At 71.1% G+C, this 9,751-nt stretch carries 10 protein-coding genes and 1 pseudogene; 6 read left to right on the forward strand and 5 right to left on the reverse strand.

Features of this window, described 5'->3' with window-relative positions; translation table 11 throughout:
- Positions 1-336: 336 nt before the first annotated feature.
- Together AC1DP0_RS12165 and AC1DP0_RS12170 are read left to right on the forward strand one after the other, a co-directional pair.
- A complete protein-coding gene (locus AC1DP0_RS12165) occupies positions 337-1,353 on the forward strand; it encodes an LCP family protein (protein ID WP_478084822.1) in 1,017 nt (338 codons plus the stop codon).
- Positions 1,350-1,856, forward strand: coding sequence for an amino-acid N-acetyltransferase (locus tag AC1DP0_RS12170; protein ID WP_478084823.1), 507 nt, complete (start codon positions 1,350-1,352; stop codon positions 1,854-1,856). Before AC1DP0_RS12165 ends, AC1DP0_RS12170 begins: the two co-directional genes overlap by 4 nt.
- Before the next feature lie 65 nt (positions 1,857-1,921).
- Here AC1DP0_RS12170 and AC1DP0_RS12175 read toward each other — a convergent pair whose 3' ends face one another.
- Positions 1,922-2,830, reverse strand: coding sequence for a LysR family transcriptional regulator (locus AC1DP0_RS12175; RefSeq protein ID WP_478084824.1), 909 nt, complete (start codon positions 2,828-2,830; stop codon positions 1,922-1,924).
- A gap of 84 nt (positions 2,831-2,914) precedes the next feature.
- On the opposite strand from AC1DP0_RS12175, the gene AC1DP0_RS12180 reads away from it, so the two are divergent.
- Positions 2,915-4,159: an MFS transporter gene (locus tag AC1DP0_RS12180; RefSeq protein WP_478084825.1), complete on the forward strand. Its 1,245-nt coding sequence runs from the start codon at positions 2,915-2,917 to the stop codon at positions 4,157-4,159.
- Between the two features lie 155 nt (positions 4,160-4,314).
- On the opposite strand, the gene AC1DP0_RS12185 is transcribed toward AC1DP0_RS12180, so the two are convergent.
- Genes AC1DP0_RS12185 through AC1DP0_RS12195 form a run of 3 tightly spaced genes read right to left on the reverse strand, consistent with a single transcriptional unit; the run spans position 4,315 to position 6,861 of the window.
- Positions 4,315-5,259 carry an ABC transporter ATP-binding protein gene (locus AC1DP0_RS12185; RefSeq protein ID WP_478084826.1) on the reverse strand — a complete coding sequence of 315 codons (945 nt, stop codon included), beginning with the start codon at positions 5,257-5,259 and terminating at the stop codon, positions 4,315-4,317.
- The gene (locus AC1DP0_RS12190) at positions 5,256-6,074 is read right to left on the reverse strand and encodes an ABC transporter permease (RefSeq protein ID WP_478084827.1); all 819 of its coding nucleotides are present in this window, start codon (positions 6,072-6,074) and stop codon (positions 5,256-5,258) included. The genes AC1DP0_RS12185 and AC1DP0_RS12190 overlap by 4 nt, the downstream gene beginning before the upstream one ends.
- Positions 6,067-6,861 carry an ABC transporter permease gene (locus AC1DP0_RS12195; RefSeq protein ID WP_478084828.1) on the reverse strand — a complete coding sequence of 265 codons (795 nt, stop codon included), beginning with the start codon at positions 6,859-6,861 and terminating at the stop codon, positions 6,067-6,069. The genes AC1DP0_RS12190 and AC1DP0_RS12195 overlap by 8 nt, the downstream gene beginning before the upstream one ends.
- A gap of 78 nt (positions 6,862-6,939) precedes the next feature.
- Between AC1DP0_RS12195 and AC1DP0_RS12200 the strand changes: the two genes are divergently transcribed.
- The 3 genes from AC1DP0_RS12200 to AC1DP0_RS12210 are packed head-to-tail and all read left to right on the forward strand — an operon-like array spanning position 6,940 to position 9,427.
- On the forward strand, positions 6,940-7,500 hold the full coding sequence (locus AC1DP0_RS12200) for a gluconokinase (RefSeq protein WP_478084829.1): 561 nt from the start codon (positions 6,940-6,942) through the stop codon (positions 7,498-7,500).
- Positions 7,497-9,032, forward strand: coding sequence for a GntT/GntP/DsdX family permease (locus tag AC1DP0_RS12205; RefSeq protein ID WP_478084830.1), 1,536 nt, complete (start codon positions 7,497-7,499; stop codon positions 9,030-9,032). Before AC1DP0_RS12200 ends, AC1DP0_RS12205 begins: the two co-directional genes overlap by 4 nt.
- 5 nt (positions 9,033-9,037) lie before the next feature.
- On the forward strand, positions 9,038-9,427 hold the full coding sequence (locus AC1DP0_RS12210; protein ID WP_478084831.1) for a pyridoxamine 5'-phosphate oxidase family protein: 390 nt from the start codon (positions 9,038-9,040) through the stop codon (positions 9,425-9,427).
- Positions 9,428-9,571: 144 nt separating this feature from the next.
- Here AC1DP0_RS12210 and AC1DP0_RS12215 read toward each other — a convergent pair.
- Positions 9,572-9,751 (reverse strand): annotated as a pseudogene (locus tag AC1DP0_RS12215) (A/G-specific adenine glycosylase); the annotation flags it as partial.

Below are 9,751 nucleotides of genomic sequence, written 5' to 3' on the forward strand. Positions count from 1 at the left end.
GGGCAGGAGCGCTCGCCCGGACAGCCTCAGGCACCGCCCGAGGTGGTCGTCTACCGTGGGCCCGTGACCTCCGAGGACCGCCCCGACGACCCCTTGAACCCACCAGTCGGCGCGTCAGACGTCCGTCGCCAGGCCCGCCAGGTCCGTCGCCGAGTCCGTGTTCCGGCGATCACTGGTGCACTTGCGGTGACGGCGGCCGGTGCTGTCGCACTCTCGGCCTGCACCTCGCCGTCGCCGGCACCGACGGGTCCCTCCTCGTCCACCGCGTCCACCTCGTCCTCCTCGGGACCGTCAGGAGACGGCGGTCTGTCCCCCACGACCGCGTCGGGAGTCCGGGTGAGCGGGGCGCCGGCGTCGCTGGCCGCGCTCGTCTCGACCGTGTATGCCGGAGGCGACCTCACGCATACGTGCTCCCCCACCGCGGGCGCGGCGCTCAAGCCCCGCAAGCCGGCGACCGGGCCGGTGACGGCCACCGCCAAGGTGGGGTCGTGGATGGGCACGCCGGTCGCCGTCGTGACCGCGGGCAAGGACGTCACCCTCGCCGTCGGACCGGCGTGGAAGGTCGTCGGCGGCTGGTGGCCCTCCATGGGTGTCGCGACGCCGAGCCTGGGCACGGGCGGCCCACGCTGGGTGCTCGGCATCGGGTCCGATGCGCGCCCGGGTGAGGACCTGAGCCACACCCGCGCCGACAGCCTCCAGGTGGTCGGGTCCGACGGGCGCGGGGGCGGCGGCGTCATGGGCATCGCCCGCGACTCGTGGGTTCCGCTCGCCACGGGCGGCAAGGGCAAGATCAACTCGGCGATGGTCTTCGGCGGCCCACAGGCCGAGCTCAACACAGTCCGCTCCGCAACCGGGCTGCCCATCGAGGGCTACGTCGTCACCGGCTTCACCGGCTTCACCCACGTCGTCGACGAGCAGGGCGGCATCCCCATCGTCGTCCCGCAGACGGTCAACGCGTCACACGCCGGCATCATCATCAAGGCTGGCCCCCAGCACCTCACCGGCACCCAGGCCCTCGCCTACGCGCGCGAGCGCCACACGCTGCCCGACGGCGACTTCGGGCGCTCACGCCACCAGGCTGAGCTCATCCTCGCGGTCGGGATTCAGGCCAAGCTGGCGGGGCCGACCGCCATCCCCGGTGTGCTCTCGAACGCGAGCAAGGTCGTCAAGACCAACCTGTCGGCCGAGCAGGTGCTGACCTATGTCGCCGGCCTCGAGCTGCTCAACCCTACGAAGTTCGGGCACGGCGTCGCCAGGGGGCCCACCGGGTGGGCCGGCCAGCAGTCGATCGTCGTGCTCGGGACCGAGGCTCACGGCCTCTTCGCCGACTTCCGCGACGGGAACCTCTCGTGAGTGGCGGCACTCCCGTGATCCGGCGCGCCCGCACGGCCGACGTCCGCGCCATCCGGGCCCTCGTGGCCCCGCTCGCCGAGCGCCGGGTGCTCGTCAGCAAGGAGGCCGTGACCTACTTCGAGAGCCTCCAGGAGTTCCGGGTCGCCGACCTCGACGGACGGGTCGTCGGCTGCGGGGCCCTCCACGTCATGTGGGAGGACCTCGCCGAGGTCCGCACCCTGGCCGTCGCGCCCGACCAGCTCGGCACCGGCCTCGGCGGTCGCCTGCTCGAGACGCTGGTCGAGGACGCGCGCGAGATCGGCGTCGAGCGGCTCTTCTGCCTGACGTTCGAGACGGACTTCTTCGTGCGCCACGGGTTCGAGGTCATCGAGGGCCAGGCCGTCCCGATGGACGTCTATGCCGAGCTGCTGCGCTCCTACGACGAGGGGGTCGCCGAGTTCCTCGACCTCGAGCGCGTCAAACCCAACACCTTGGGCAACACCCGGATGCTGCGCACCCTCTGATCGTCGACAGGACTGGTCCGGCGACTGGTCCGGCGTCCCGGGCTTCCCGAAACGCCGAGGTCAGGTCACGCCCGATGTGGGACGTGTGCTGCAAGGTGCGCCAGCAGCGCGTCGACCGCCGGGGACCGCCCGTCGGTCCGGGCGATGACCGACAGCTCCCAGACCAGCTCCTCGACGAGGGGGACGACGACAACCCCGTCAGCCTCGGTGTCGGCGCCGGTGTCGGCGGCTGCGGTCTGCTCGGGGACCACGGCCACCCCGAGGCCGGCCGCGACGTAGGCGGGCACCGTCGACAGGTCGGGCACCTCGACCGTGACCCGGCGTCGTAAGTCCGCGGACCGGAGCCAGTCGTCCACGACCTTGCGGTTGCCGAAGCCCGGCGGCATCTCGACGAAGTCCTCAGTGAGGAGGTCGGCCAGCGCGACGGACGGCCGGGTCGCCAAGGCGTGCCCCGACGGCAGCAGGGCGACGAACGGCTGGCGGCTCAGCACCTGGGTGTGGACACCGGTGAGGTCGTCGAGCGCGAGGCCGCAGAAGGCGACGTCGACGCGCGAGCGGCGCACGTCGTCCACGAGGCCGGTCGAGCCGCGCGGCGACGTCCGCATCGACAGCGCGACTCCCGGGTGCGTCCGGTGGAAGGCGCCGAAGACCGCGGGCAGGCCGAGGAACTCGAGGTTGGTCAGCATCCCGACCCGGATCGCGCCGGTCACGCCGCCGGACGCCACCGCACCGGCGCTACGCATCTGGCTGACGGCCTCCAGCGCCGTCCGGGCACGGGGCAGCAGGTCGCTGCCGGCGCGGGTGAGCGCGACGTGCCGGGTCGAACGGATGAACAGTGCCGTCCCGACATCGCGCTCGAGCACCGCGATGCCGGACGAGACGGTCGACTGGACCGCTTGGAGCCGCTCGGCGGCGCGCGTGAAGCTCAGCTCCTCGGCGACCGCGACGAAGTACTCGAGATGCCGGGTGTCCATGCTTCATCATCCATCGATCTCATCGATGGATGTGACCGATAATGCTCGTTGGACACGATCAATGCCGAGGCGCACGCTGGTCCCATGACGATGACGAGCGACCACCTCGAGCGCGCCTCCCATGACGACGCACGCAGAGCACGCCACCGCCGCGGCTTCTGGGTCGTCGTCGGCGCGTTCACCGTGCTCATGGCGTTCACCACGCTGCCCACTCCGCTCTACCCGCTCTACCAGCGGCTCGACGGCTTCCCGACCTTCGTCATCACGCTGATCTTCGCGGCCTACGGCGTCGGCGTCATGGGCGGCCTGTACCTCGCCGGCCACGTCAGCGACTACCTCGGCCGCCGCCGCGTGCTCCTTGCCGCCACGGCCGTCGAGCTCGTCAGCGCGGTGATGTTCGTCGTGCTCCAGGACACGGCCAGCCTGCTCGTGGCCCGGTTCCTCTGCGGCCTCGGCATCGGCGCCGTCACGGCCACCGCCACGGCCCACCTGGCCGAGCTGCACGCCGTCGGCCGCCCCGACGCCGACGGACGCTTCACGTCGGTCGTCGCGGGCGCCGTCAACACCGGCGGGCTCGCGCTCGGTCCCCTCGTCGCCGGGCTGCTGACACAGTTCCTGCCCCACCCCCTCACCGTGCCGTATGCCGTCTGGGTCGTCCTGCTCGCGCTGGCGTTCCCGGCGCTGCTGCTCGCTCCCGAGACCGTCGACCGGCCGGCCGTGCGCCCGGCCTACCGACCGCAGCGCGTCAGCGTGGAGCCGGCCGCGCGACCGCACTTCTCGGCCGCTGCGGTGGCTGCCGCCGCAGCCTTCTCCGTGCTGGGTGTGTTCACCTCCCTCACGGCCAGCTTCGTCGGCGGCACGCTCGGCCTCCACTCGCGACTGCTCACGGGGTCCATCGTCTTCGGCGTCATCGGGGCGTCCACGCTGTCGCAGATCGTGCTCGGCTCCCGCGAGGTGCCCGAGCGGCTGCGCGCCGGCATGGCGTCGATGTCGGTCGGCCTCGTCCTCGTCGCCGTCGGGGCCTGGACCACGTCCCTCCCGCTCTTCGCGCTCGCCGGCGTCGTCGCCGGAGCCGGTGTCGGCCTCGTCTTCAACGTCGCGATCACGACGGCGGCGACCGTCTCGTCGCCGGAGCACCGCGGCGAGACGCTCGCCGGCATGTTCCTCGCCGCCTACGCGGGGATCACGATCCCCGTCGTCGCGGCCGGCCTCGCCGTGACGTTCTTCCCGGCGCCTGCGGTGCTCGTCGTGTTCGCGACTGTCGTGCTCGTCGCCGTCCTCGTCTCGACGACCCGCCTGCTGGCCCGCTCAGTGGCTGCCCAGGACTGAGAGCCAGTCCCGACGCAGGGAAATGGGCACTCGACTGGTTTCCTGCCGTCGACCGCGTCGAGTGCTCAGTTCCCGACGCAGGGAAATGGGCACTCGACCGGTTCCTGCCGTCGACCCGGTCGAGTGCTCAGTTCTCGACGCCTCAGGGGACGGCGTCAGGCGCGTCCCGACGCGGCATAGATGCGACGGACGACGTCCTCGATGTCCGGCTCCTCGATCGTCAGGTCACGCACCTCGTGGCGCGACGACACGTGGGCGAGCACCGCCGCAACGGTCGTCGCTTCGGCATCGAAGGCAAGGCGCTGGCGCAGGCCATCGGACTCGCTCTCGACGAGGGTCGCGCCGGGCACGTCGTCGAGGTCGGCCGTCGGCGCGGCGAGGTCGATGACGAGGACGCGCTGCACCCCGACCGTCCCGGCCAGGCCCGTCAGGGTGCCGTCGAAGGCGAGCCGCCCGTGGTCGACGACGAGGACCCGGTCGCAGAGCCGCTCGATGTCGCCCATGTCGTGCGTCGTCAGCAGCAGGGTGGTGCCCCGCTCTCGTCGCTCGGCGACGAGGAACTCGCGCAGCCGCTGCTTCGAGAGCACGTCGAGACCGATCGTCGGCTCGTCGAGGATGAGCAGCTCCGGGGAGTGCAGGAGCGCGGCCGCGATCTCGGCCCGCATCCGCTGCCCGAGCGACAGGGAACGCACCGGCGTGCCGAGCTGGGGACCCATCTCGAGCTGCTCGACGAGCAGGTCGGTGCGCGCCCGCGTGGCCGCCTCGTCGAGGCGGTGGATCGCCCCGAGGATGGCGAACGAGTCGCGCAGCGGCAGGTCCCACCACAGCTGCGAGCGCTGGCCGAAGACGACGCCGACCCTCCGTGCCACCTCGACCCGCTGACGCATGGGGTCCAGCCCGCACGTGCGCACGTGTCCGGCAGTCGGCTTGAGGATGCCGGTCAGCATCTTGATCGTCGTCGACTTGCCGGCACCGTTGGCGCCGATGTAGCCAACCGCCTCACGGGGTGCGACCGAGAAGGTCATCCGGTCGACGGCACGGGTCTTCCTGAACTCGCGCACGAGGTCGCGCGTCTCGATGATGGCGCTATCGATGCTCATCCGCCGGCTCCTTGGTAGTGACGGGTCCCGAGCCTCCAGCAGAGGCCGGCGATGCCCCAGGCCAGCAGGGCTGCCAGTGGCGTGCACCACGCCAGCCAGTGGGGCGCGAGAGGGTCTCCCGGCAGGTCGAGGATGGCCACGGCCGGGATGTAGGCGACGAAGGCGGTCGGCACGACGAACATCCAGAAGATGCGCAGCGGGTCGGGGAAGACCTGCTGGCTCTGCTGGGCGGCATACGACCCCCCATAGGTGAAGGCGTTGGTGAACTCCGATCCGTCGACGAGGAAGAACTGCAGACCGCCCGCGGCGGTGAACAGGGCCGAGAAGATCGCGGTGCCGCTGACGACCGTCAGGACGATGAGCGCGACGGTGGCCGCCGACCAGTCGATGTCCGCCCTCGTCAGTGCAAAGGTGAGCACGACGAGTGCGACGCTCAGGCGCCCGATCCGTCGCAGCGACAGGTCGCTCGTCATGAGCTGGGCGAGGAGCGGGAGGGGGCGGACGTAGAAGGCTTCGACCTGGCCGGCCCGGATGTAACGCGGCAGCTGGTCGAGGTGTCCGACGAACATGTCGGCGAGCGAGAACGCCACGTTGGACAGCGCGAAGACGAGCAGCGCTGCCGTGAAGTCGAGCCCGCCGAGGACGTCGACGTTGTGGAAGATGATCCACACCTCGGCGAACTCGGCCAGGCCGACACCGACGGTGCCGAGGATGTCGGTGACGAACGAGGGGCGGTACTGCATCTGCGCCCGGGCGCGGGAGGCGAGCAGCACCCGGTAGGGGCGCAGCCGCTCGGCCAGCGTCAGGTCAGCCACCCTGCACCTCCAGGCGACGACGGCCGGCGCGGAGCACGAGGTGCCCCAGCCCGAGCAGCGCGAGCGCCCAGAAGACCTGCACGGCGACCGCCGAGGCGATGTCGGACCCGACGACGCGTCCGGCGAGGATGTCGATGGGATTCTGCAGCATCGACGGGAACGGCGACCAGTGGGCGACGGTGCGCAGCCAGTCGGGGAACCACGGCACCGGCAGGTAGAGCCCGCAGAGCAGGCCGCCCGTGATCATCCACAGCAGCATGATGCCGCGGATCTCGACGAGCCAGAACGCGAGCAGGTTGATGACGAAGTTGCCGGCGAACGCGACGACGACCGCCAGCAGCACCGAGACGGCCCCCGCTGCCCAGCTGACCGCTGAGGGCGGCGGCGCCATGTCGAAGAGGAGCGCCCCGAGCAGGATCGCCGGCAGGCCGCGACCGAGGAGATTGATGCCGGCGCGGCCGAGATCGCCTGCGAGGTAAGCGAGCTGGGGGTCGATCGGCCTGAGGAAGTCGACGGCGATGTCACCCGTGCGCACGCGGTCCTTGACCTCGGCGAAGCCCCACAGGTTGACCGTGCCGAGCAGCGCCTGGCCCCACCAGACGAAGGCGATCGCCGTCGGGGCGTCGTAGCCCCCGATGGATGTGCCGGCCGAGGCGAGCGCCGCGAGCAGGATCGAGGCCCGGATGATGCCGAACACGGAGTTCGTCGTCATCCCGGCCACGAGCGCCAGTCGGTACGTCGAGTGCCTCCTGAAGCCGGCTCGAGCGAGCAGCCAGAAGGTCCTCACGACGGACGGACGAGGGCAGGCACAAGGGGCCACGCTACCGGCGAGCGGGACGGTCTTCAACGGGAGTACGTTCCGTATATGCCGGACTTCGTGGACGACCCGTCATCCGCTTCACCACCGCAACCCGACGTCGTCATCGTCATGGGTGTCAGCGGCAGCGGCAAGAGCACGGTCGCCAAGGGCATCTCGACGGTGATGGGCTGGGAGTTCGCCGAGGGAGACGCGTTCCACTCCGACGCCAACGTCGCGAAGATGCACAGCGGCCAACCGCTCACCGACGACGACCGCTGGCCGTGGCTCGAGTCCATCGGCGACTGGATCAGCGGCAAGGAGGAGGCCGGCGAGTCTGCCGTCGTCACGTGCTCGGCGCTGCGGCGCGTCTACCGGGACCTCCTTCGCCGGGGCCGTCCCCACGTGCGTTTCCTCCACGTCGAGGCGCCGAGCGAGGTCATCCAGGACCGCATGGAGCACCGACCCGGTCACTACATGCCGGCCTCGCTCCTGCCCAGCCAGCTCGCGACTCTCGAGCCCCTCGCTGCCGACGAGCCCGGGGTCTCGGTCACCAACGAGGGCACCGCGGCCGAGGTGCTCTCCCGATCCCTGCATGCCCTCGGACTCAGGAAGGACCCCACCGCATGACACTCACCACCTTGACCACGCTTCCGTCAGGACTGGATCCCGCCCTCACGAGCCTTGCCGGCGCGGCCGCCAAGGAGCCGTATGCCGGGAACGCGCAGCTCGTCGTGGCGTGCCTGCTCGGCATCCTCTCGGTCGTGCTGCTCATCACCCTCGTCAAGCTGCACCCCTTCCTGGCGCTCATGCTCGGGTCCGCCGTGCTGGGCGCGGTGGCGACCATGCCGCCCAACGACATCGTCACCAGCTTCATCGCCGGCTTCGGGTCGACCGCCGGCGCGGTGGGCGTGCTCATCGCCCTCGGGGCGATGATCGGCAAGATGCTCGAGGACTCCGGGGGCGCGAACCGCATCGTCTCGACGCTCGTCGGGCGGGTCGGGCCGGGCGGCCTGCCGTGGATGATGGCCGTCATCGCGGCGATCCTCGGCCTTCCCCTCTTCTTCGAGGTCGGCGTGGTGCTGCTCGTGCCGGTCGTCATCCTCGTGGCCCGCAAGACCGGCCTCTCGGTGATGAAGGTCGGCATCCCGGCCCTCGCCGGTCTCTCGGTGCTGCACGGCCTGGTGCCACCGCACCCCGGTCCGCTGACCGCGATCGGTCTGCTCCATGCAGACCTCGGTCTCACCCTGCTCTACGGCATCCTCATCGCCATCCCGACCGTCATCGTCGCCGGTCCGGTGCTCGCACGGTTCGTCGACCGCTGGGTGCCCAAGTACGTCGACACGTTCGTCGGCACCCCTGTGTCGGCGGGCGTGGGCGGTGTGGCCGTCGCGGATCGCCCGCACGGCACGACGCCGCCGTCGCGTGCTGCGGCCGGAGGTCGCTTCGAGAACCTCGAGGAGCTCGAGGCCCCCCTCGAGCCCGGGCGCCGCCGCGTCGGCTTCGGCTCGGCCATCGTGGCGATCACCCTCCCGGTGGCGCTCATGCTCATCGACGCCATCGCCAAGCTGGCCGTGTCGGACAAGGGGAGCGGCGTCCGTCAGGTCTCCGATGTCATCGGCACCCCGATCGTGGCCCTCCTCGTCGCCGTCATCTTCTGCTACTTCCGGCTCGGTCTCGCCTCCGGGATGACGCGGATCCAGGCCAGCGACAGCCTGGGCGCGAGCCTGCCCGGTGTCGCCGGCATCATCCTCATCGTCGCGGCGGGAGGTGGCTTCAAGCAGACGCTCGTCGACGCGGGTGTCGGCAACGTCATCAAGGACTGGGCCACCGGCGTCAACCTGTCGGTGCTCCTCCTCGGCTGGCTCGTCGCCGTCCTCATCCGACTCGGCACGGGCTCAGCCACCGTCGCGACCATCACGGCCGCCGGCATCGTCGGCCCGCTCGCGTCGACGCTGACCTCGAGCCATCTCGCGCTGCTCGTCCTCGCGATCGGCTGCGGCTCGCTCTTCTTCAGTCACGTCAACGACGCTGGCTTCTGGCTCGTCAAGGAGTACTTCGGGCTGACCGTCGGCGAGACGATCAAGTCGTGGTCGGTCATGGAGACGGTCATCTCCGTGGTCGGGTTCGTGCTCGTCATGGCCCTGAGCCTCATAGTCTGACCCGCGTGGCGACCCTCCCCCGTGACCTGTCCGCGGAAGCGCTCCAGTTCATGGCGGTGCGTCACCTCGCGACGCTGACGACCCTGCGCCCCGACGGCTCGCCGCACGTCGTTCCGGTCGGCTTCACCTGGGACACGGAGGCGTCGGTCGCCCGCGTCATCACGAGCCGCACCAGCCGCAAGGCCCGCAACGCGGGGGCAGGTTGCCCCGCGGTGTTGTGCCAGGTCGACGGGCGCCACTGGCTCTCCCTCCAGGGCACCGCGCGCATCCTCGACGACCCGGCCTCCGTCGCCGACGCCGTGCAGAGGTATGCCGTCCGCTACCGCGAGCCGCGGCCCAACCCCGAGCGCGTGGTCATCACTATCGACGTGCAGTCCGTTCTCGGCAACCTCTGACTGCGTCTGGGCCAGCCCACGGTCGAGTGCACAGTTCCCCACCCGCCGGGCGGCGTCGGGAAGTGGGCACTCGACTTGGATCCTCGCCACCCCTCCGCCGGGCGGCGTGGGAAGTGGGCACTCGACTGGGATTGACGGGCGGGGTCAGGAGGGGAGCGCGAACCAGTTTCGGGACAAGGGCTCGACCAGCCCGTCGGCGACGAGCGAGTCGAGGCAGCGCATGACCTGCGCACGGTCGTCGGCCGAGTCCTCGAGGCGCGCGAGGGGCAGCGCCGCGTGCGCGTCGCGCAGGCGGCGCAGCAGCTCGCCGCGCACCTGCCGGTC

Source organism: Terrabacter sp. P5_B1 (assembly GCF_056400505.1).